This is a genomic window from Wolbachia endosymbiont (group A) of Andrena helvola, assembly GCF_964028415.1.
GTDB lineage: Bacteria > Pseudomonadota > Alphaproteobacteria > Rickettsiales > Anaplasmataceae > Wolbachia > Wolbachia pipientis.
This window is the reverse complement of sequence record NZ_OZ034779.1, coordinates 618,119-639,915: the sequence shown is the minus strand read 5'-3', so window position 1 is coordinate 639,915 and position 21,797 is coordinate 618,119. Positions and strand designations below refer to the sequence as shown.

Sequence of the window (21,797 nt, the reverse complement as noted above, 5' to 3'; positions counted from 1 at the left end):
TTATTCCCTTTCAAGACAGGTTCTTAGCTTTGGGGTTTTTCCTACTGCGTCCTGAATACCTCTAGTAACGACAGCAGACCAAAGCTTTTCCTCGTCGTACTTCAAAATGGTACTCTGTCAATTTCATAATTTTTACGGTATTCTGGAGTAATTACCGAAGCAATTTTGTTCTTCTCTCCATATTCATCAGTTATAACACCTACCTTTACTGTAAACTCCAACCCATTTAATTCTGCAACTGAATTTAGCTTACGAGCAAGGATTGCACTTTCTGAGTTATCATGTGGATGAATGTCACGTGCCGATTCCAAGATACTGCGAAGCATAGAGCGACCCATTTCTCCCCAAGTATCTTCTGCTTTACTACTTTTAATACCAATTATCTGATAAATCTTGTGCTTTGCGTATAGACCTTCAATAACGGTAAATTCTGTATTTAAATAAATGCTACCAGTAGTGGGGCTTTTAGTAAACCAGTGTTCATGACCTCCAGGCTTGATTGTCATTTTTACCTTTACTATTGTACCTTTTGGTATCAATCTACTTTGCGGTTTTACAGTGTTAAAGTCAGTTAACAGGTCTTCTAACATATATCATTCTCCATGTTTAAATTTTAAAACTTGCTTTTAATCTTTGTAAGCAGCTTCCCCAAGTGTGGTTCTTCAAGCATACTCAGGCGTCCACTACGATCCTTAGCTGGGTATCCCCAAGGATTTAGAGTATGGCAAACAAAAGAGCGTTTCTCCGTTCCATCATCTCTCTTGATTCCAACCATACTGATTACTTCATCAACTATTCCAGGAATTTCACTAGCAGTTTTAGCCCCTTCGCATTGAGGTAGCCAAATTGGACGATTGAAATCATCGAGATATTGACCTAAAGTGCCAACTATGATGATGTCTTTGTCTCTGATGTGTTGAAATTGATTGAGCCAAGCCATCATTTCCTGAGCAAGTAATCCATAGGCAGCTCTCATATCCTGCTTTCCTGATCTCTCAGAAAAAGCTTCAGGTTGCATTTTTGCCCATAATAGACATAAACGTGAAGCAACGGTTATACTATCTACAAAGATGCATCGGTATTTAGAAAACTCAGAAAAAAGATCTTTGTACTTACGAGATACATGTTCATGGTGTCTTTGGCTATATGCTTGATCAGACTTCAGCGCAGGATTAGACCCCCCTATAAGACAAGCAATATCTCTAGCTTCATTCCAAGTGCGAAGGCTAATTGAATCTCCTTGCCAGTCTTGAACGGCAAGAAGCCCTGCTTCAAAATCAAGGCAAAGTGTTGGTTCATCTACGGTCTTTAGGAGACTTGTTTTACCAATACCATAAGGGCCAAAGATGACCATTTTTACAGTTGATATTGTTTGCAATCTTTCATTATTATTCAAAATTGTAAGAACCATTATTTATCCATGCTACGATGTATATATATACAAGAAAGGCAAAAATTTTGTTCAATTTTTCTTTTTGCCTGCGTAGTAAATAGGAGAAAGTTTGGCACGTATCTTCTTGATAATATTGTTTAAAGTGGTTCTTGAAACGTTGTTCATCTTGGCAACTTCATGTAAGTTGAAAAATTTAAGTTGCTCACATATATTTTGCCATTCCTTTGGTAAAACCGAGATCATATAGTCTACATCAATGCGTTTTGTTATTTCACTCTCAAGTAGCTCTGTTACATCAATGCTAATATAGTTATTGATGTCACGTTTTGCACATCGCTGTTTCTTTAACAGGTTAATAGCTTTATTTTCAGTTAATCTTGCTACAAAGGTGTTAAAGCTACTTTTATCTTCATCATACTGATCAAGGCATGGCCAAATTTCACAGAAGAGTTCTTGCTCAAGATCTTCGTGAGCTTCATTAATAAAGCACTTAGCAAGTTTCAGTCTATAAGCTTGATATTTTACATTTTTAATAACTATATGGTAGTTTTGTAATTTCATAACTTTCCTTAAAAACAAATTGATGCTTTTAAGGATGAGAGTTATTAATGCTGTTATGTAGGACAGGAGCAAAAATAAATAATACTGATGCGATTTTTAATCTATTGATATTCTGTTATTTTTTTTTGAGAATAATACTGATGCAATTTAAAATAATACAGTTTAGGTTTTTGGAACCTATTTTAAATGGATTTCAATATTTTAAGAATGGGTAGCTCAGGCTTCCTAAAGTTATATTAAAAATATATAAGAATTTCATATTTTGAAATTCAATATCACCTAAAGAGCTAAAAATGTGGATTTCGCTATTAAAAGAATAGCTTAAATTTTTAAGAGGAAAATAGTTGAAAAGTATGCTCTCTATAACCTTAAGTTCCGTTCCTAATTACTGGCTTCCTAAATCAGGAATCAGGAATCTAGAACTAGCCTATATGGCGGGTTTTCACCATGCGTTCCTAAAACCGTTCCTAGGAACGGCATATCTGAAGTCCGCCAATATGGAGGATTCTAGCTTCCTGAAACCCTTATATATAATATATATATATAATACATATATAAAAATATACACATATATAAAAACATATAAAATATAAGATTAGAATAATAAAAAAACCTCTAAAAGTAGAAAAATCATGTTTAGAAGGTTTTCAAATTCAAGAATTATAAAAAATTTTTCAAAAATTGAAGATTTTTTGGACAAAAATTTTCCAAATCTTGTATATATATGTACACAACAATTGAAAGCTCACTGGATCTTGGCAAACAAACTGGCTGTAAAAGAGTTTTCATGTTAGTTTTTAGTTGTTAAATTTCGAAAATTAAAGATTTTTTGGACGTAATTTTTTCAAATCTTGTATATATATGTACCTGACGATTGAAAGGGGAATGCTTACACTAGATCTTGGTAAACAAACTGGTTGGACTATTTTACATGATGGAATAGTACAAAGTGGAAGTAAGAGTTTTCATGTTAGCAGGTTTAGTGGTGGTGGAATGCAGTTTTTAAATTTTCGTAATTGGCTTAATGCACTTAAGTATAAATTTCCAGGTATTGAAGTTGTGTACTTTGAAGAAGTGAGAAGACATCTAGGAACTGATGCTGCACATATCTATGGAGGGTTTTTAGCACACCTTTCTGCTTGGTGTGAGGAAAGCAATATTCCCTATCAAGGTGTTTCGGTTAAGACTATTAAACGTTTTATAACTGGCAAGGGTAATGCAAGTAAAGCTGATGTCATTGAGGCAGTACAGGAAAAGGGTTTTTGTCCAATGGATGATAATGAAGCGGACTCTTTAGCTTTAATGTTCTATGTTATGAATTTTAGTAAAGATTTTAATATATTAAAAACACCATAGAAAGTGGGTCCTTCCGGCCATGCTGGCGGGTTTGGTGGTCCTGACCTCGGGCCTTCTTTAGCGTTAGATATATTTCAAATGTTAACTACTTACGAAATTATAGCTGAGCAGTGCTAAAAAGGAGAAAAAAAGGTGAGAATTACGCAAGCAGAGTGGGCAAGGGAAAAAGGGTTTTCGAGGCAATATGTCTGTTCTTTAGTAAAAAAAGGAATAGTTGAGCTGGAAGATGGACTTATTGACCGAGAACAAGCAAATGAAGCGGTAGCAGCAATAAGAGATCCAAGTCAACCACTTAGGAGAAAAGAGCGCGGAGAAAAACTTTCAACGATATTGCTAAAAACGCGAATAAAAAATGAAACGGAGCGTGGTAAACTTTTGGAAGCTAAAGTGAAAGCTGAAATAGGCAAATTTGTGTCAATTGAAGAGGTAAAAACTGAAGCATTTAACGTAGCAAGAGTTGTTCGTAATAATTTGCTTAATATTCCAAATAGAGTTTCAGCGCTGCTTGCATCACTGAGTGACACTGAAAAGATTCATATGGTGCTAACTGAAGAGATTACAAACTCACTCCAAGAATTATCTAACAATAGATTTCAAATATAAAAAGATTTTGAATGTAAAATGGCTGATAACTTAAGTTTAGAGTTAATAAAGTGTCTCATCAATCAACCTGGATTAGATGTTAATGTTAGAGGGTTGAATGGAAAGACACCACTACATTGTGCTATAGAGTTTGACGAATTAAGTATGGTAGATTTGTTACTCACAAAGAAGAACATTAATCCTTTTGTAGAAGATAATGACGGTAAAACATCTCTTGATTACGCCAAAGAAGGGAAAAAAGCAGAAATATTACAAGCGCTAATTAATAACAAATACGGATCAGAACAAGATAGCTTACTTCATTTAGCTGCAATGATAGGTGAAGTTAATGCAGTTAGATATTTGATAGGAAAAGGTATTGACGTTAATGTACGAAATGCTTTGCATCATACGCCATTACATCTAGCGGCAGGCATAGGACATGGAAATGTTGTCAAAATTTTAGTGGAAGAAGGAAACGCTGAAATAGATGTCTTTGATGCACGAAATCAGACACCAATGCACTATGCAGTTAATAACAAAAAGTTGGAGATAGTAAAGTTACTGCTAAAGCTTGGAGCAGATGTAAATAGCGCGCGCATGGGACAAAACTCAATGAAATTGTCACCTATTCATATAGCTGTAAGTAATACTAATTACGATGAAAGAGATTTGTGTTTGGATATCCTCAAATGCTTAATAAGGGAGCCTAATGCTCAAGTCAATTTGCAAGACTACGAAAATAAAACACCACTACACTATGCTGAAAGACTTAAAACAATAGAAGTTTTACTAACGCGAGAAGATATAGACCCTCTGGTACAAGACGATAGCGGCAAGACACCATTTGATTACGCTAAACCTGAGATAAAAAAGGCTTTGATGAGTAATAAATACGGTTCTGAAAAGAATAGTCTATTGCATTTAGCTGCACAAAAAGGAGAAATTGAGCTTATAGATGCAATTTTAAAGGAAGAAATTGATATTGATATTTCAAATAATAAAGGTTTATCACCGATTTACCTTGCTGCAGAAAAAGGGCATTTACATGTAGTAAAGTTATTGCTGAAAAAAGGAGCAAATTATACACCTATTTTACATTTAGCAATCAAATCAAACAATTTAGAATTACTAAAAGTTTTGTTTACTGAAAAAAATGGGGCATTGCTCTGTAGAGATACAGCTGTCAAATTTCCAACCCTTAATAATAAATATATAGCACAGAGAGAAATAGCAGATAAAAGGATGAAAAAGCATAATAACATTATCTGCATCTATATTACGGTCAGCGCAATAGCAGTAGCAGCATATATAGGTTTAACAGCAACAACAATAAGCAGTGCAATCATTTTTGCAACAATGACAGGGATATTTGCTCTTGCTGTAGCAATAATGCTAAGTGAGATAAGAAAAAGATATATAGAAAACGAATTTCAGAAAAAGATGTTTATGGAACTGGAAGAGTGTAGTCCTACTGTTAATGGTGTTGAGTTAGAACCAATTGTGAGTAGATGCAGGCAATGATATATGCTAGAGCTTTTTCTGAAGGTTTAAGACCAGATCCGCAGCTTAAAGTATCAGAGTGGGCGAATGAGTATCGAGTTTTAGCGCCAACTGCAGCATCAGAGCCAGGAAAGTGGAGAACAGAGAGAACTCCTTATTTAAAAGAAATCATGGATTCACTATCTCCATCTTCTCCAGCGGAAAAAGTAATATTCATGAAAGGAGCGCAGATTGGAGGAACAGAAGCAGGAAATAATTGGATAGGCTATATTATAGACCAAACACCAGGGCCAATGCTAGTAGTACAGCCAACAGTTGAAATGGGAAAGCGTTGGTCGAAGGGAAGATTTGCACCATTAATAGAGAGTACACCATGTTTAAAAAGTAAAGTAAAAGACCCAAGGTCAAGAGATTCAGGCAATACTGTACAGAGTAAGGAGTTTCCAGGTGGAATAGTAGTAATAACTGGAGCAAATAGCAGTGTAGGACTGAGATCTATGCCAGTAAAATACCTCTTTCTTGATGAAATAGATGCTTACCCTGGAGATTCAGGAGGAGAAGGAGATCCAGTTTTACTCAGCATAGCTCGAACCAATACATTTGCACGTCGAAAGATTTTTCTGGTATCAACACCAACGATTCATGGAATAAGCAGAATTGAGAAAGAATTTGAAGCAACAGATAAGAGATACTTTTTTGTACCATGTCCGTATTGTAATTACTATCAAGTTCTAAAATGGTCACAAATAAAATGGGAAAATAATGATTCGAGAACAGCACATTATATTTGCATAGAATGTAGCGGAAAGATAGAAAATCATCAAAAGACAGAGATGCTTGAGCGTGGAGAATGGAGAGCTATAGGGGTAAAAGAAGGGGAGAAAAAAGGATTTCATCTTTCAAGTCTTTATAGCCCAGTTGGCTGGTATAGTTGGCAACAAGCAGTAGAGGATTTTCTGCATGCCAAAGAAAGTGAACAATTACTGAAAGTTTGGATCAACACAACGCTTGGAGAAACCTGGGTAGATAAGGGAGAAGTACCAGATTGGAAGCAATTATTTAACAGGAGAGAATTTTTTCCCGTAGGCACAGTACCTAGGAGAGAAGTGGTACTTACCGCAGGAGTAGATGTACAAAAAGATCGTTTAGAAGTAGAAGTTGTAGCCTGGGGAAAAAGCCGCGAAAGTTGGTCAATAGACTATCGAGTATTTGAAGGAGATACTGGGGGTAGAGAAGTATGGAAAAAACTTTCGGAGTTACTCAATCATCATTTTATCGGTGAAAATGGTCTTGAATACATGATAAGCATGATGGCAGTTGATGCTGGGTATGCAACACAGGAAGTATACAATTGGGTAAGAGGTCATCAAGGATCTGGAAGAGTAATGGCAGTGAAAGGTGTAAATAAAGCACTAGTACCACTTAGTAGCCCAAGTAGAGTAGATGTAACAGTTGGTGGTCAAAAGCTAAAGAGAGGAATAAAGCTCTGGCCAGTAGGAGTATCGATATTAAAGTCAGAGCTTTTTCAACTACTTAATATTTTAAAAGAAGAAGAAGGAAAAGCTCTACCTGGATATTGTCACTTTCCAGAATATGCACCTGAATATTTTAAGCAGCTAACGGCAGAGCAATTAGTCAGCAAAGTGGTGAAAGGATATACCAAACAAGAGTGGCAAAAGGTAAGAGAAAGAAATGAAGTACTAGATTGCCGAATTTATGCAAGAGCTGCATCTATTGCGCTTGGAATCGATCGTTGGCCAGAGAGTAAATGGAATAGTTTGAGTGGAAAAATGGAAAGTAAAAAGCCCAAAAAATTAAGACAGAGTAAATGGCTTAGTAGTCAAAATGTACAGTGAAGAATATTTAACTCAAGTTGAGAAAGCAATTCAAAAACTGCAAAGCGGAGAACGAGTGGTATCAATTGCTTATGGTGACCATGTTGTGCGGTACGGGGAAGTTCAAATAAATGATTTATTGAATTTAAGACAACGAATTAAGGCTGAGTTAAAATGTAATAGTTCAGACTTGATCTGACAGGCGAACAAAGTAAGATAAAAATATGAATAAATTTTAAAGGAGTGTCAGATATGAGTACAACACAAGAAAAAATACTAAAACCAAAGTTGGGATTGCTAGAACTTGCAAAGCAATTAGGAAATGTATCACAGGCGTGTAAGGTAATGGGATATTCAAGGGATACATTTTACCGCTTCAAAGAACTGTATGAAAAAGGAGGAGAAGAGGCTTTACACGAGATAAGCAAAAGCAAGCCATTATATGCAAATAGGGTATCGGAGGATATAGAAAAAGCAGTAATTGAAATAGCAATAGAATTTCCAGCGTATGGACAAGAAAGAGCAGCAAACGAACTGAAAAAGAGAGGAATTCTCATCTCTGCAAGTGGAATAAGATCAGTGTGGCAAAGAAACGATCTTGAGAATTTCAAAAAGAGGTTAAAGGCATTAGAAGCAAAAGTAGCTCAAGATGGCATTATCTTAACAGAAGAGCAGATAACAGCTCTAGAGAAGGCTAAGGAAGAAAAAGAGGCCCATGGAGAAATTGAAACAGAACATCCAGGATACTTGGGTAGCCAAGATAGCTATTATGTGGGTAATATCAAAGGTATTGGACGAATTTACCAACAAACCTTTGTTGATACCTACTCTAGAGTTGCTTTTGCTAAGCTTTATACAGAAAGGACTGCTATTACAGCTGCAGACCTTCTCAATGATAGGGTGATACCGTTTTTTGATGAACAGAAAGTATCATTGCTACGCATTTTGACGGATCGTGGTACAGAGTACTGTGGCAGACCTGAAAATCACGCTTACCAGCTGTATTTGGGGGTAGAAAATATTGATCATTCTCGAACCAAAGCTCGTTCTCCACAAACTAATGGCATCTGTGAAAGGTTCCACAGAACTATGCAAGATGAATGCTACAATATTATCTTCAGAAAGAAAATTTACACCTCTTTGGCAGAGCTTCAGCTAGATGTAGACCATTGGGTGCATTCTTACAATAGATCTCGACCGCATTCAGGTAAATATTGCTATGGTAAGACACCTATGCAAACCTTTTTTGATAGTATGCATATTGCTTATCAGAAAAATATTGATAGCATTAAACAGGATGCTGATTTTGGTTTTGACTTTGTCAATTCTTCTGTCAGTTAATTCACGCCTGTCAGATCAAGTCTGAACTATTACACTTTAAATAATCTCTTAATATTCTCTTGCACATTTCTCCGCTATATACTAACATTTATATGCTAAGAAGAGGTAAAGCATTCTTCTGCCTCACACCGCTTTATATTTGCTCTACCTATGTTACAACGATCTTGACTAGTATTGCTGGACGGTGGCACATTGGCAGAGGGTTTGACTGCGTATGCAAATCAGTCCCTCTATCAAATCTTCTTGGCTCTTGTTTTGCATATAGTGGCTGTCCAAGTGTATTTACTGTCTCATTAAAATCTGCTGGTGCAAAATATGTTGTAAATGTGCTCGCTGTTCCTAGTGGAAAACAGTGCCCTGTATCTTTCTCAATAAATCTTCTCACAGTTCCTTCAGGGTCGGTTGCTTGTCCTCTATATTCCTCAAACGTTATACCACAAAACGTAAATCCTGACCTCATATCATTCCTTAGCGCTGCACCTTCTTGCCATCTTTCATATGCTTCTTTCACTTTACTATGCGAAGTTAATGCATCAAAAAACTCAGGGCTTACCAAGGCATGAATTCCAGTCATATATTCACCACTTAGGTTATCTTCTATGTGCCTCAATACCTCCATACACTTACGTTTTACATCTGTTGTTGCTGTTCCTAGTGCAAAATTTACTACTTTTGGCGTAATTTCAAATTCGTTGTACAGATTTAATAATTCACTGCCATCTGCGTCCAGAATAATCCCTTTCAGCGCTCCCATTCGCAAATGCTCTAACGTTATTGCGTGTTTGTTTCTCATTAGCTGTAAATGATCGGTTATTACATCTGCAAGCGCTTTAAGTTCACTCTCTGATCCAAATGCCCTTATTCCTTGTACTTCTTCTGGCAGCACTACATCATCATGCGGAATGTGCGGAATCGTAAATGTTCTTACCTTTCTTTTTCCTCTTTTTCCTACTGTTGCTGGTGCTCCGGGTACTTGCGTTGGTAGTAAACTTAACACTCCGTTGTGTTCTTCTATCGTAATATGTCTAAATCTTACTGACCTACTTGGAAACAAATTTAAATTTTCAACACGTCCATAATTTATCGGCAATATATTCATCGCATTTGTTAGTGCCGTCATGCTAAATGCTGTATTCGTAAATGGATTTTGCATTTTTTCTCCTTTTTTTCCTATTAATTTTAGTTAAACTCCCTTGCGGATAATGATCCCTCGTCCTTCAAGTTGCTTTATTGCTGCAGTTTTCTGCTCTTCAGTGATATTTGCTGGCCATACAACTGCATGATCGGCAAGAAGAGCAATACGAGTAATTATTATTGCTTTAGTATCTCCATCTTTGCTATTTACATCGCTTGTTATTACACCTATCGCTGTTTGTGTGCCATCTGTGGCAGTTGGATTTATTACCTTAATCATGTTGTCTTTATCACGACCAACAACTGTACCAAGTTTAAGATTTTGACCTTTAGCTACTGCTACTAAGTCTCTTGAATACAGGCTTGATGCCTCATACTTTAATAAGTCACCTAGATTATTTTGTTCGGTTATAGTACTCATTTTGCTTTTCTCCTTTTGTTATATATTTTAAATGCCTGATTGCGCACGACTTTTCGCTACCTGCATCATCAACTCTTCTCCTGAATTCTGTGGTATTGCACTCAGTATCTCTGTCTTTTTCGTTCGCTCTGCAAGTAATTCCATTAAAACCTCCCTTGCTTGCTCAACACTTACGCCCTGCTCAATAAATTCTCCTATTTTCTCTGGCATTCGTGATAAGTTACATAAACGTATTAATTCAAGAACTTCAGTACGATACTTGATTTTATTAGTTGAATTATCAGTTTCTAGGTCAGTTGTAGTTTGTTCGTTCATAGTAATACTCCTGTTTTTATTAATAGATTTAAACTCTGAAAGAATTGTAATTCCATCTGCAAGACCTATTTCTACTGCTTTCTCGCCAAAATATAGCCCTGCTTCTGTTGATTTTATTGCCTCTACAGAAAGGTTTCTATTGCGTGCTATTAGCTCAACCAGCATTCCATATAAACGATTCACTTCGCTTTTTAGGTTTTCTAAACTCTCAGAAGTTATTGGCTCATGTGGATTTAAATCATTTTTTCTACTTCCTGCAAATACTGTCGTATATTTTATTCCCTGTTTTTCATCAAACCCACTTTGATCTATATGACTTGCTATTACTCCTATGCTTCCTACTCCTGAAGTTCTACTCACAAATACCTTTTCAGCGCTAGAAGCTATAGCGTACGCTGCAGAATATGCATCATCATTTGCTATCGCTATTATCCTCTTTTTTCCCCTTGCACTGTAAATAAAATCAGCAAGGTCAAACACTCCATTGACCTCTCCTCCAGGACTGTCTATATCCAACAGGATTGTTTCTATATCACTATCTTCTATTGCTTGTGTAATTTGTGCTTCTATTTGATTATAGGAAGTCATTCCAAAAATATCATCAAAAGTTTCTGACTTTTTTGTCAAGATTCCATGTATCGGTATTATTCCTCTTTCACTATTTCTTACTGCATGTTTTATATTTTTAAAGATAGGCTGCTTTCCTGTTTGTAGTGACAGTAATTCAAAACTCCTTGGTTCTACCATTACACATTTGTTTAACCATGTTGTTTGTTGCTTCATATCACCTCTTGATTGGCCGTAACGTCAGAATCAAAACTTAAGCCCAGTTCACTTGCACGTCTTTGATCTTCAGCAATTTCCTGATCAATTTCTTCTACATCGTAACCCATTTCTGATACTACTTCTGATCGACTCTTAAATCCATTTCTTACTGCCATTTGCTGTGCTTGCTGATCTTTTAGCGGATCCACCCAATCAAACCCTTGTGCTATCCATTTTACTTCTTTTTTTGCTCCTTCTTTTCCCTTTGTCCATTCTTCACCTATGTCTAGCTCTCCAGAAAGTAGTGCTAACTCTAACCACCTATCCCATACAGGACGGCAAAACTGAAATACCATAATGTTATGCTGTAACATCGTGCACCTCCTGCGAAACTCTATCAATCCTGCTCGAATGGATGAATAATTAACGCCTGTTAAATCTCCTGTTAGCTGTTCATATGTTATCCCTGTGCCTATTGCTATTGCCCTGAGTTGCTGTCTCATAAACGCTTCATAACTTCCTCCTACATCTGACGGCTCTGAAAATTTTATATCTTCTCCTGGGTCTAAAAGCTGCATTGTTCCAGGTTCTAGGCCAGATAGTGCTATTCCTTGCTCATTACTTTCACCTTCTCCCATGATATTTGCTTCAGGATCAAGTCTCGTAATAAACCCTGCAAACATCGCTGCTGTTTTCTTTCTTACTAGCTCTGCATCGTCGTATTGATCAAGCTCATAGAGCTTTAGCAGTATATTAGAAAGCCATGGCTCTCCTCGGATCTGACCAGGTCTTAGTGGTCTATAAATATGTAAAACATCATTTGCTGGCACTCTCACTGACTCTCCAAATGAGCCTTCACCTGGATGTTCTCTAAATAGGTAATACGCTTCTCTCTGCCCAAGCCTATTGAACTCAATCCCGTTTCTAATTACATTACCATTTCCTAAAGTTTGATTTGTTTTATTATCTAAATGTTCAGACTCAAGTACTTGCAGTTGTAATGGCACAGAAAATCTATCTTCCAGCTTTCTCGTTCTTAAACGTACAAAACATTCTCCTCCCTCTATCATACTTCTGCATACTAGAGCTTGTAATCCATAAAAATCACTTACTCCACTACTGTCTGCTTCATCTGTCCATTTTAGCCATAATTCTTGCACCTTCTTTCGAAATTCTCCATCTCTTGCTTTTGATTGTGGTTTTATTCCTGTTCCAATAGAGTTACTTACTATTGTATCAATGATATTTGCTGCATATGGGTTTTTCCTTACCATATCACGTGATCTACTACGCAAGTGCTCAAGGCTTTGAGAAAGTAAGTTATTTATACTACTTTTCTCCGGTTGCCAATACATTACCCTTCTTCCTGACCCTGCAGCGTCCCAGGCTGAGCTTTTTATCTTTTGTTTGTTAAATAATTGCTTGAAGGTTTTTAGCAGCATTTATAAAATTCCTTTATTGGTTGAAAAAATAATCTTTCTCTTTGGCTTCATACCTGCAACTTTTAACTGTAATAGTTCAGACTTGATCTGACAGGCGTGAATTAACTGACAGAAGAATTGACAAAGTCAAAACCAAAATCAGCATCCTGTTTAATGCTATCAATATTTTTCTGATAAGCAATATGCATACTATCAAAAAAGGTTTGCATAGGTGTCTTACCATAGCAATATTTACCTGAATGCGGTCGAGATCTATTGTAAGAATGCACCCAATGGTCTACATCTAGCTGAAGCTCTGCCAAAGAGGTGTAAATTTTCTTTCTGAAGATAATATTGTAGCATTCATCTTGCATAGTTCTGTGGAACCTTTCACAGATGCCATTAGTTTGTGGAGAACGAGCTTTGGTTCGAGAATGATCAATATTTTCTACCCCCAAATACAGCTGGTAAGCGTGATTTTCAGGTCTGCCACAGTACTCTGTACCACGATCCGTCAAAATGCGTAGCAATGATACTTTCTGTTCATCAAAAAACGGTATCACCCTATCATTGAGAAGGTCTGCAGCTGTAATAGCAGTCCTTTCTGTATAAAGCTTAGCAAAAGCAACTCTAGAGTAGGTATCAACAAAGGTTTGTTGGTAAATTCGTCCAATACCTTTGATATTACCCACATAATAGCTATCTTGGCTACCCAAGTATCCTGGATGTTCTGTTTCAATTTCTCCATGGGCCTCTTTTTCTTCCTTAGCCTTCTCTAGAGCTGTTATCTGCTCTTCTGTTAAGATAATGCCATCTTGAGCTACTTTTGCTTCTAATGCCTTTAACCTCTTTTTGAAATTCTCAAGATCGTTTCTTTGCCACACTGATCTTATTCCACTTGCAGAGATGAGAATTCCTCTCTTTTTCAGTTCGTTTGCTGCTCTTTCTTGTCCATACGCTGGAAATTCTATTGCTATTTCAATTACTGCTTTTTCTATATCCTCCGATACCCTATTTGCATATAATGGCTTGCTTTTGCTTATCTCGTGTAAAGCCTCTTCTCCTCCTTTTTCATACAGTTCTTTGAAGCGGTAAAATGTATCCCTTGAATATCCCATTACCTTACACGCCTGTGATACATTTCCTAATTGCTTTGCAAGTTCTAGCAATCCCAACTTTGGTTTTAGTATTTTTTCTTGTGTTGTACTCATATCTGACACTCCTTTAAAATTTATTCATATTTTTATCTTACTTTGTTCGCCTGTCAGATCAAGTCTGAACTATTACACCTAAAGTCAAAAATCTACGAATCATTGTCACGTAGCGGAATGTCAGATGATAAAACAAGCAGAGGATATTCACTACCTCATCCAGAAAACATTGCTGTGCAGGATGTTGTTCGTATCCGTACCACAATTGAGAAAATGGATGAAGATATTACCGAAAGAGAAAATGAACATAATCAACTAAAAAATAATTTTAAACGATTTAAATTTGAAACTTTTTTAAATTTTTGGGAATGAAAGAAGCAATAGAAGCATTACACCAAAGGATAAAGGATTTAGCAGTAAGTAGCACAGCTGATCAACTGGCATATCTTGCAAAATCGCTGGAATTGATAGCAGATAAAAAAGCTATTTCCAACGTTGTGCAGATGACAACAATAAAAGAAATAATTGATAAACTACAAAAGAGACTTAAGGATTTAGTAGCAAACAGCACTCCAGATCAGCTTGCATATCTTGCTAAGGCATTGGAATCAATAGTTGACAAAAATGCGGTTTCTGAAATTGTGCAGATGACAGATGGTAAGCTAAAAGAACTTCTTGATAGTGCAAAAAAACACTTAAGTGACATAAACAGCAACAAAACAAACTCAATATCGTCAATAACTGCAGCAAAAACAAATTCTGTCAATGAAATTAACAAGCTTAGAGATAATGCCTTAAACACTTTAAAAGCATCATCAGATTCACACATATCGCTACTTGATACGAGAAAAGATGCGAATATTGCAGCAATAAACAGTATTAGCAACAGTCATAAAGATGGTCTTAAAGGTTTAGTAGAAGATTTTCGTGCTGTTAATAATGTACCATCTGGCTCATCAATTATAGGAGAAATAGAAACTCGAACTAAAAACATTCATAATGAGATAAAAACTAGAGATGATCAACTAAGAGCGTTGCTTACAAACGAAATAAGAAAGCGCAATATGGTTGAACCAGGGTCATTACCTTTCTTATTTGGTGTACTTGGTAGAAAAAATAATTACTTTGGCCACGGAACTTTTACGACAGAGCTTGGAAAGTGGAGTAGTGATATAACAAAAACCGACTGTATGTTGCAACTACTAGCAGGTAGCCATACATATGATACAGATTACGTTAGTTTTTATCGGCCAAGACAACTCAATTTTATAGAGGGAAATAAAGGAACATTTATTTACGGAGAGTTATGCACAAACAGTTTTTCGGGTAGTTACGATGAGATATACTATTACCCATATGCTGCACTTGGAGTAGTGTTTGTAAAAAATACAACAAATGTGAACATAAATAAAACAATGGAATTTGTTGGATCATCGTACTCTAGTACGGAGTATGGTGGTGCAGGATTATTTGTGGGAACACCAGATAATACCAATGCTAGTAAATCAATAATTTCGAAAATAATATGGAAAAATGTTTACCAATACACGAGTTCTAATAGCAAATTGGCCGGATCTGGCAATGTAGAAATTCCAGCAGGAAAAACAGTTGCAATGTTACTTTACACATCATCTTATCTATATTCTAGAACACAAGTTAGTCAAGGTATGCTTGCATCAAATTATGTACACAACTATGGTCAATTTATCCAGTGGGGAATATATAACTTACGTAGCAATTTTCTGACCACAGGGCTTGAGGTAGATGTAGAGAGAACACTAAAGGCTTGGCAATGTCCAGGATTATCTGAAACCTATGAGCTCTGGAGGTAGCAAATAATGCCAATTTATATTAGATTTGAAAATAACAAACAGATAGAAGTAACAGTACTTGAAAATAAGCCAACTGGGAATGATTGGTATGAAGCACCAAAGAATTTCGACTGGCAAAAGAGTTATCGATTAATTGAAAGAGGAGAAATTGTTGAGCGTACTAAAGAAGATATACAAAAGGAGTTGCTGGATAATGCGAAGCTTTGTGCATTTGATAGTATGCGTTTTTATTATGATAGCTATATTAACCAATATGCAGGGAATTCTCACCAAAAAGCTAAATCTTATGAGATTCAAGCAGAAGCCGCAAAAAACATTCTAGCAGCACCAGAATCTATAAATAAAAAAGATGCAGCAATTATAGAGCCTTTAGCAAGAGTGAGAGGAATTTCAGTAGTAGAGATGGCAAAAATAATTCAAGAGAAGGCAAAAAAAGCAGTAAAAGAAATAATGAAATGTGAAGAATTGGAAGACATCGCCAAGAAGAAAATTAAAGAAGTCAAAAGTGAAGAAGAGCTACAGACTTTGCTCGATGATTTCAGGAAAACAATGCAAGAAAGTTAAAAAGGGAAGAAATGCCAGAAGAATTTTTACACGGAGTAAAGGTTATTGAGGTAACCTCAGGAGCAAGATCAGTACGTACAGCTAAATTATCAGTGATAGGTGTAATTGGTACTGCCCCTGAAGCTGATGAGCAAAAATTTCCACTGAATAAACCAGTACTGATAGCAGGAAGCTTAAAGGAAGCAGCAAAGCTTGGGAAAAGTGGAACACTACCTTCTGCAATAAACGGAATATTTTCCCAAATTGGTGCAACAGTAGTAGTTATTCGAGTTGAAGAAAGTGAAAACAGTGATACAAAGCTCAAAGAAAGTGAAGCTATTCAAAATATAATTGGTGGAGTTGATGAAGAGACTGGAAAATATCAGGGAATTCAAGCATTCCTCAGCAGTGAAAGCATAATACATGTTGCCCCAAGAATACTAATTGCACCTCAGTTTACTCATCAATTGCCTGAATCTGAAAATCCTAAAAACCCAGTAGTAGCAGCTTTGATAGGAGTAGCAGAAAAGCTAAGGGCAATAATAGTTGCAGATGGACCAAATACCAATGATGAAGAAGCCATAAAATGGAGAAAAAGTGTAGGTAGCTCAAGAGTTTACGTTGTTGACCCATGGGTTAAGGTGTTTATTGAAGGAAAAGAAGAAATTTTGCCGTCTAGCCCATTTGTAGCTGGTTTAATAGCGAAAGTAGATAGCGAACAAGGATTTTGGCATTCACCTTCAAATAAAGAAATAAACGGTATTGTTGGCATAAGCAGGCCTATTGATTTTACGCTCGGTAATACAAATTGTAGAGCAAACTACTTAAATGAAAATGAAGTAACAACGATAATTCATCAAAATGGCTATAGGCTTTGGGGAAATAGAACATGTTCAAATGACTCAAAATGGGCTTTTCTGTCAGTGAGAAGGACTGCAGATTTAATCAACGATAGTCTACTTCGAGCTCATTTATGGGCAGTTGATCGCAATATTACCAAAACTTATATAGATGATGTGATTGAGGGGGTAAATTCTTATCTTGCAAATTTAAAAGCGCAAGGGGCGATTATTAGCGGAAAATGTTATGCAACTCCAGAGCTCAATACACCAACAAATATTGCAAGCGGAAAAGTGTCTTTTGATTTTGAGTTCACGCCACCATATCCAGCTGAACAGATTACTTTCAGGTCACACCTTGTGAGTGGCGCAATATTGTAAAAGGAGAAAGAGAGATGTTACCAAAGATCCTAAAGAATTTTAACGTATTTGTTGATGGTCGTGGTTATGCAGGAAAAATAGATGAAGTAACCTTGCCAAAACTTACCATAAAAACAGAAGAATACAGAGCTGGTGGTATGGATATTCCAATAAATATTGATATGGGCATGGAAAAGCTTGAAGCAGATTTCACTTTTTCTGAATATGACTCTGAGCTCTTTAGACTTTTCGGATTGATAAACAATAATGCTGTTTCTCTTACTTTAAGAGGAGGTTTGCAGGGAAGTAGTGATGCCGAATCAGTAGTAATTAACTTAAGAGGGCTCTTTAAGGAACTTGATTTTGGTAACTGGAAGGCTGCTGAAAAAGCAACACTAAAATGTATAATTGCTGCCAACTATTATAAGCTTACCATTGATGGCAGAGAATTGATTGAAATTGATGCAGAAAACATGATTCGCAAGATCGATGGTGTTGATCAAATGACTTCTATGCGCACAGCTTTAGGGATTTAAATAAAAGGGTAAAATTAATGCAAAAAATTAAATTAACTGAACCAATAAAAATCGATGGAATTTTAGTTTCAGAGCTAACTCTACGTCGTCCAAAAGTTCGAGACCGTTTAGCTGTTGAACGTATGGGTAATAGTGATGCAGAGAAAGAAGTAGCACTGATTGGAAATCTTGCAAGTATTTCAAGAGAAGCAGTAGAAGAACTTGATCTTGCAGACTACAATAAGATTCAGGGAGCGTTACAAGGTTTTTTGTCTCAGCAGAAGATTTAAGGCTGAGCATATTATCACTTAGCTCAATGGTTGGTGGTGGAATCAATCAGTGGCTTGATATGGATATTGAAGAATTTATTACTTGGTTTGAAAGTAGCGGAAAATTATACAAATGAAGGCAATTTCTATAGTAATTGGAGCAACACTGCAAAGCAGTTTTAATAGTACGATAGCAGGTAGCACGAAGCAACTTTCTCGTATTGGTAGTACGATAAAACAACTTGAATCATCAAGTAAATCAGTATCCAAGTTTAAACAATTAAGCCACGATGCTCTGCTTGCTAGGCGTTCTTGGAATGAACTAGAAATAAAGACAAAATCTCTTGCTCAGCAGATAAAAAACGCAGAAGAACCAAGTAAGAGTCTGCAAAATGAGTTTACAAGGTCTAAAACTGCAGCACTGAAAGCTAAAACAGCTTATTTACAAAAAAGAAGTGCTCTCCACCATTTACGCACGGAGTTCAGTAAAAGTGGTAGAGATATAAAATCTCTTATTGGAGATCAAGCTAAACTTGGCTCTTCTATTGAAAAGCTTAAAAATAACTATACAGCTTTAAATTCCGTAATGCAAAAACGTAAGGGAGTTTTAGCGCAAAGAGCAAATTTTAGAGCTCAAATCATGGATACCGTGGCACTTGGCCTCACCCTTGCAGCACCACTTAAGGCTGCAATTAGTTTTGAGAGTGCCATGGCTGATGTAAAGAAAGTTGTAAAGTTTGAAGATACAGATGTAAATGGCTTAACAAAGCTTGGGGAAACATTAAAGGAAATGTCACGAACAATTCCGCTATCTGCAGCAGAACTTGCGCAAATTACTGCAAGTGGTGGTCAGCTTGGTATTGCAGCTAAAGATCTTACAATCTTTACAGACACTGTGGCCAAAATGGCAACTGCATTTGATATGTCAGCAGAAGAAGCAGGCGACGCTATTGCTAAACTTTCTAATATTTATCAAATTAAAATTGGTGAAATGAAAAGCGTTGGCGATGCGATAAACCATATCTCTGATAACACTGCGGCAAAGGCTCAGGACATTGTTCCAACGCTAAACAGGATTGGTGGTACAGCAAGGCAATTTGGTTTAACTGCAGTGGAAGCAGGAGCTTTAGCAAGTAGCTTCATTAGTCTTGGCAAAACTCCTGAAAAAGCAGGTACGGCGATTAATGCAATGCTCAGCAAGTTGCAAACAGCGAGTAAACAAGGTGGCAATTTTCAAAAAGCGTTTCAAGTGCTAAAAATAAATGCTCAGGAGTTTGAGAAAGCAATCGGTAAGAATGCACAAGGTACATTACTTAAGTTTTTAGAAACAGTTGCAAAATTAGATAAGCAAGAACGTTCTAGCGTTCTCTTTGACCTCTTTGGTCTTGAATATCAGGATGATATAGCGCTACTTACTGGTAGTCTAGATGAATATAGAAAATCTTTGCGATTAATAAACGAAGAATATCATGGCTCAATGCAAAGAGAGTTTGAAAATAGAGCAAATACTACAGCAAATAATCTTCAGTTACTTAAGAACTCAATAGCAGAATTGGGTATGAATCTTGGTGCGGTATTATTACCACCTTTAAATTTTACTGTTAATCTTCTCAAGTCAGCAACTACACAAGTAGCGCTGTATGCAAAAGAATATCCAATACTGACTACAGTAATCACGAGTACTGCTACAGCGTTGATTAGCATTAAAATAGCAGCTATATCTCTTGGATATGCTTGGACTTTTATAAAAGGTTCTTTATTCGCTCTTTTATCTACTTGGAGAATGTTTGGATCTGTTATTACTTTGGTAAAAATAGGTCTTTATTCTACTTCTGCAGTTTTTCCAGCAATTATTGCTGGATTTAAAGCATTAACAATTGCCGTGATGAGCAACCCTATGGGGCTGATTATTGGTGGTATTGCTGTTGCTGCAACTTTGATAATTACCAAATGGCAAGCAGTAAAGAACTTTTTTGTTACTATCTGGGAATCAGTGAAAATTGTATGGAAGTCTTTTTCTGATTGGGTAGGAAAATTTTGGAATAATATTACTCAGCCTTTTAAAACAATCAATAATCTATGGAGTAAAAAAAATGAGGCTAGACTAGAAGTTAGATCTGTAAATAACGTTATCAGTGATTCTCTTAAGTACCCCATTACAGCACAAAGTAAGACTGTAGAAAACAAAATGCAATTTAGTATCAATATTCATTCAAGCCCTGAGCAGAATGCACGCAGCATTGCTGATGAAGTAATGGAACGAATTAGAGAACAATTTAGTGGCGCACTTTACGATATAAATTAAATTATGTTATCTCTTGGTCCATATAGATTTTCATTAATTGAGCAAGGCTTTACACGCAGAAGTGAATATCGCTGGCCTGCACTTGAGCGTATTGGGGAAAAGCCATTGCTCCAAAGTATTGGTCCTGGAGAGGACATTGTTGAGCTTGCAGGAGTAATCTATTCAGGAGGGCTGAAGCAAATAAATAATATGTAATAGTTCAGACTTGATCTGACAGGCGAACAAAGTAAGATAAAAATATGAATAAATTTTAAAGGAGTGTCAGATATGAGTACAACACAAGAAAAAATACTAAAACCAAAGTTGGGATTGCTAGAACTTGCAAAGCAATTAGGAAATGTATCACAGGCGTGTAAGGTAATGGGATATTCAAGGGATACATTTTACCGCTTCAAAGAACTGTATGAAAAAGGAGGAGAAGAGGCTTTACACGAGATAAGCAAAAGCAAGCCATTATATGCAAATAGGGTATCGGAGGATATAGAAAAAGCAGTAATTGAAATAGCAATAGAATTTCCAGCGTATGGACAAGAAAGAGCAGCAAACGAACTGAAAAAGAGAGGAATTCTCATCTCTGCAAGTGGAATAAGATCAGTGTGGCAAAGAAACGATCTTGAGAATTTCAAAAAGAGGTTAAAGGCATTAGAAGCAAAAGTAGCTCAAGATGGCATTATCTTAACAGAAGAGCAGATAACAGCTCTAGAGAAGGCTAAGGAAGAAAAAGAGGCCCATGGAGAAATTGAAACAGAACATCCAGGATACTTGGGTAGCCAAGATAGCTATTATGTGGGTAATATCAAAGGTATTGGACGAATTTACCAACAAACCTTTGTTGATACCTACTCTAGAGTTGCTTTTGCTAAGCTTTATACAGAAAGGACTGCTATTACAGCTGCAGACCTTCTCAATGATAGGGTGATACCGTTTTTTGATGAACAGAAAGTATCATTGCTACGCATTTTGACGGATCGTGGTACAGAGTACTGTGGCAGACCTGAAAATCACGCTTACCAGCTGTATTTGGGGGTAGAAAATATTGATCATTCTCGAACCAAAGCTCGTTCTCCACAAACTAATGGCATCTGTGAAAGGTTCCACAGAACTATGCAAGATGAATGCTACAATATTATCTTCAGAAAGAAAATTTACACCTCTTTGGCAGAGCTTCAGCTAGATGTAGACCATTGGGTGCATTCTTACAATAGATCTCGACCGCATTCAGGTAAATATTGCTATGGTAAGACACCTATGCAAACCTTTTTTGATAGTATGCATATTGCTTATCAGAAAAATATTGATAGCATTAAACAGGATGCTGATTTTGGTTTTGACTTTGTCAATTCTTCTGTCAGTTAA

The 21,797-nt window shown here is 36.5% G+C and carries 23 protein-coding genes; 15 read left to right on the top strand and 8 right to left on the bottom strand.

Features of this window, described 5'->3' with window-relative positions:
• Nucleotides 1-101: 101 nt before the first annotated feature.
• The 3 genes from ABWU73_RS03430 to ABWU73_RS03420 are packed head-to-tail and all read right to left on the bottom strand — an operon-like array spanning nt 102 to nt 1,954.
• Nucleotides 102-590 (bottom strand): hypothetical protein, encoded by a 489-nt coding sequence (locus ABWU73_RS03430; RefSeq protein ID WP_065094958.1) that lies wholly within the window; start codon nt 588-590, stop codon nt 102-104.
• Between the two features lie 23 nt (nt 591-613).
• Nucleotides 614-1,411 carry an ATP-binding protein gene (locus tag ABWU73_RS03425; protein ID WP_065094959.1) on the bottom strand — a complete coding sequence of 266 codons (798 nt, stop codon included), beginning with the start codon at nt 1,409-1,411 and terminating at the stop codon, nt 614-616.
• A 51-nt stretch (nt 1,412-1,462) separates the two neighbouring features.
• Nucleotides 1,463-1,954: a sigma-70 family RNA polymerase sigma factor gene (locus tag ABWU73_RS03420; protein WP_065094960.1), complete on the bottom strand. Its 492-nt coding sequence runs from the start codon at nt 1,952-1,954 to the stop codon at nt 1,463-1,465.
• A gap of 885 nt (nt 1,955-2,839) precedes the next feature.
• Here ABWU73_RS03420 and ABWU73_RS03415 point away from each other — a divergent pair.
• The 6 genes from ABWU73_RS03415 (at nt 2,840) to ABWU73_RS03390 (ending at nt 8,571) form a co-directional block, all read left to right on the top strand.
• Complete coding sequence (locus tag ABWU73_RS03415) at nt 2,840-3,310, top strand: Holliday junction resolvase (RefSeq protein ID WP_065094961.1); 471 nt, start codon at nt 2,840-2,842, stop codon at nt 3,308-3,310.
• A 132-nt stretch (nt 3,311-3,442) separates the two neighbouring features.
• On the top strand, nt 3,443-3,913 hold the full coding sequence (locus ABWU73_RS03410; RefSeq protein ID WP_065094962.1) for a hypothetical protein: 471 nt from the start codon (nt 3,443-3,445) through the stop codon (nt 3,911-3,913).
• Between the two features lie 18 nt (nt 3,914-3,931).
• Nucleotides 3,932-5,416 (top strand): ankyrin repeat domain-containing protein, encoded by a 1,485-nt coding sequence (locus tag ABWU73_RS03405; RefSeq protein ID WP_265038249.1) that lies wholly within the window; start codon nt 3,932-3,934, stop codon nt 5,414-5,416.
• Nucleotides 5,413-7,251: a phage terminase large subunit family protein gene (locus tag ABWU73_RS03400; RefSeq protein ID WP_341811104.1), complete on the top strand. Its 1,839-nt coding sequence runs from the start codon at nt 5,413-5,415 to the stop codon at nt 7,249-7,251. The genes ABWU73_RS03405 and ABWU73_RS03400 overlap by 4 nt, the downstream gene beginning before the upstream one ends.
• On the top strand, nt 7,241-7,429 hold the full coding sequence (locus ABWU73_RS03395) for a gpW family head-tail joining protein (protein WP_353285516.1): 189 nt from the start codon (nt 7,241-7,243) through the stop codon (nt 7,427-7,429). The genes ABWU73_RS03400 and ABWU73_RS03395 overlap by 11 nt, the downstream gene beginning before the upstream one ends.
• A 53-nt stretch (nt 7,430-7,482) precedes the next feature.
• Entirely contained in the window at nt 7,483-8,571 is a 1,089-nt protein-coding gene (locus ABWU73_RS03390) for an IS481 family transposase (RefSeq protein ID WP_264329420.1), read from the top strand.
• Between the two features lie 148 nt (nt 8,572-8,719).
• Here ABWU73_RS03390 and ABWU73_RS03385 read toward each other — a convergent pair whose 3' ends face one another.
• The 5 genes from ABWU73_RS03385 to ABWU73_RS03365 form a co-directional block, all read right to left on the bottom strand.
• Nucleotides 8,720-9,724: a major capsid protein gene (locus tag ABWU73_RS03385; RefSeq protein WP_264711513.1), complete on the bottom strand. Its 1,005-nt coding sequence runs from the start codon at nt 9,722-9,724 to the stop codon at nt 8,720-8,722.
• A 30-nt stretch (nt 9,725-9,754) separates the two neighbouring features.
• Nucleotides 9,755-10,126 (bottom strand): head decoration protein, encoded by a 372-nt coding sequence (locus ABWU73_RS03380; protein WP_341811061.1) that lies wholly within the window; start codon nt 10,124-10,126, stop codon nt 9,755-9,757.
• Nucleotides 10,127-10,153: 27 nt separating this feature from the next.
• Nucleotides 10,154-11,224, bottom strand: coding sequence for a S49 family peptidase (locus tag ABWU73_RS03375; protein ID WP_065094326.1), 1,071 nt, complete (start codon nt 11,222-11,224; stop codon nt 10,154-10,156).
• Nucleotides 11,221-12,648: a phage portal protein gene (locus ABWU73_RS03370; protein ID WP_341811062.1), complete on the bottom strand. Its 1,428-nt coding sequence runs from the start codon at nt 12,646-12,648 to the stop codon at nt 11,221-11,223. Before ABWU73_RS03370 ends, ABWU73_RS03375 begins: the two co-directional genes overlap by 4 nt.
• 101 nt (nt 12,649-12,749) lie before the next feature.
• Nucleotides 12,750-13,838, bottom strand: a complete 1,089-nt coding sequence (locus tag ABWU73_RS03365; RefSeq protein ID WP_264329420.1) for an IS481 family transposase — start codon at nt 13,836-13,838, stop codon at nt 12,750-12,752.
• Between the two features lie 117 nt (nt 13,839-13,955).
• Between ABWU73_RS03365 and ABWU73_RS03360 the strand changes: the two genes are divergently transcribed.
• From ABWU73_RS03360 to ABWU73_RS03320, 9 genes are all read left to right on the top strand, one after another.
• Nucleotides 13,956-14,150: a hypothetical protein gene (locus tag ABWU73_RS03360; protein WP_065094339.1), complete on the top strand. Its 195-nt coding sequence runs from the start codon at nt 13,956-13,958 to the stop codon at nt 14,148-14,150.
• A complete protein-coding gene (locus ABWU73_RS03355; protein WP_065094340.1) occupies nt 14,147-15,610 on the top strand; it encodes a hypothetical protein in 1,464 nt (487 codons plus the stop codon). Before ABWU73_RS03360 ends, ABWU73_RS03355 begins: the two co-directional genes overlap by 4 nt.
• A 6-nt stretch (nt 15,611-15,616) precedes the next feature.
• The gene (locus ABWU73_RS03350; protein WP_065094341.1) at nt 15,617-16,174 is read left to right on the top strand and encodes a hypothetical protein; all 558 of its coding nucleotides are present in this window, start codon (nt 15,617-15,619) and stop codon (nt 16,172-16,174) included.
• 11 nt (nt 16,175-16,185) lie between these two features.
• Nucleotides 16,186-17,373: a phage tail sheath subtilisin-like domain-containing protein gene (locus ABWU73_RS03345; protein WP_264373673.1), complete on the top strand. Its 1,188-nt coding sequence runs from the start codon at nt 16,186-16,188 to the stop codon at nt 17,371-17,373.
• Between the two features lie 14 nt (nt 17,374-17,387).
• Entirely contained in the window at nt 17,388-17,888 is a 501-nt protein-coding gene (locus ABWU73_RS03340) for a phage major tail tube protein (protein WP_065094343.1), read from the top strand.
• A 17-nt stretch (nt 17,889-17,905) separates the two neighbouring features.
• A complete protein-coding gene (locus tag ABWU73_RS03335) occupies nt 17,906-18,157 on the top strand; it encodes a phage tail assembly protein (RefSeq protein ID WP_065094344.1) in 252 nt (83 codons plus the stop codon).
• Between the two features lie 112 nt (nt 18,158-18,269).
• Entirely contained in the window at nt 18,270-20,441 is a 2,172-nt protein-coding gene (locus ABWU73_RS03330; RefSeq protein ID WP_265017787.1) for a phage tail tape measure protein, read from the top strand.
• A gap of 3 nt (nt 20,442-20,444) precedes the next feature.
• A complete protein-coding gene (locus ABWU73_RS03325) occupies nt 20,445-20,636 on the top strand; it encodes a phage tail protein (RefSeq protein ID WP_353285515.1) in 192 nt (63 codons plus the stop codon).
• Between the two features lie 72 nt (nt 20,637-20,708).
• Complete coding sequence (locus tag ABWU73_RS03320; protein ID WP_264329420.1) at nt 20,709-21,797, top strand: IS481 family transposase; 1,089 nt, start codon at nt 20,709-20,711, stop codon at nt 21,795-21,797.